The sequence below is a fragment of the Salinisphaera hydrothermalis C41B8 genome, from assembly GCF_000732535.1.
Taxonomy (GTDB): Bacteria; Pseudomonadota; Gammaproteobacteria; order Nevskiales; family Salinisphaeraceae; genus Salinisphaera; species Salinisphaera hydrothermalis.
The window spans coordinates 1-1,210 of record NZ_APNK01000085.1 but is presented as its reverse complement, the minus strand read 5'-3'; the positions used below and the strand labels follow the sequence as shown (position 1 = coordinate 1,210).

Genomic DNA, 1,210 nt, shown 5'->3' with positions numbered 1-1,210 from the left:
TGATGTCCGGCACCTTGGAGCAGCCCACGCCCTGGTCGACCCAGCGCACGACGTAGCCGAGGATGCCCTGGCAGTTGTTGTCCAGTTCCTTGGCGATCTCGTCGGCCGAGAGTTCACGGTCGAGCAGCGGGATGGTGAGCAGGGCTTCGAGGTAGTCCTTGTGTCGGGATTCCAGTTCGCTCTGGCGCGCGAGCACGTCGCAGCGGTGGTAGTGGATGGCGTGCAGGGTGGCCGCCGTCGGCGACGGCACCCAGGCACAGTTGGCGCCCGCCTGGGGATGGCCGATCTTGGCCTCCATCATGGCGGCCATGTTGTCGGGCGCCGGCCACATGCCTTTGCCGATCTGGGCCTTTCCGCGCAGACCACAGGCGAGACCGGTGTCGACGTTGTTGTCTTCGTAGGCGGTCAGCCAGGCGGTGGATTTCATTTCGCCCTTGGGCAGCATGGGGCCGGCTTCCATGGAGGTGTGCATTTCGTCGCCGGTGCGATCGAGAAAGCCGGTGTTGATGAAGATGGTGCGTTCGCGCGCTTCGCGGATGCAGGCCTTGAGGTTGACGGAGGTCCGGCGCTCTTCGTCCATGATGCCGATCTTGAGGGTGTTCGGCGCCATGCCGAGGGCGGTCTCGATATGGCCGAGTACAGCGACGGTGAAGTTGACTTCGGCCGGGCCGTGCATTTTGGGTTTGACGATGTAGACGGAGCCGGCGCGGCTGTTGGTGTGGGGGCCGTTGCGCTTGAGGTCATGCAACGCGATGGTCGAGGTAGCCAGGGCATCGAGGAGGCCTTCGGGGATTTCGTTGCCGTGCCCGTCGAGCACGGCGGGCGTGGTCATGAGATGGCCGACGTTGCGCACGAGCATGAGGCTGCGCCCGGGCAGGGTCAGTTCGCTGCCGTCAGCAGCGGTATAGACGCGGTCGTCGGCCAGTTTTCGTGTGAAGGTCTGGCCGCCCTTGGCCACTTCTTCGGTGAGGTCGCCTTTCATGAGGCCGAGCCAGTTGCCATAGACGAGGGCTTTGTCTTCGGCGTCGACCGCGGCGACGGAGTCTTCGCAGTCCTGGATGGCAGTGATGGCGGCTTCCATGAGGACGTCTTTGACGCCGGCGGCGTGGTCTTTGCCGACGGGGTCGTTCGCATCGATCTGGATTTCGATGTGCAGGGCGTGGTGCACGAGCAGGACGGCGCTCGGTGCGCTGGCGGTGCCTTGATGGCC

At 64.8% G+C, this 1,210-nt stretch carries 1 protein-coding gene; it reads right to left on the bottom strand.

Features of this window, described 5'->3' with window-relative positions:
* A partial coding sequence (locus C41B8_RS19160) for a malate synthase G (RefSeq protein WP_037342019.1) occupies positions 1-1,210 on the bottom strand: 1,210 nt, incomplete at both ends.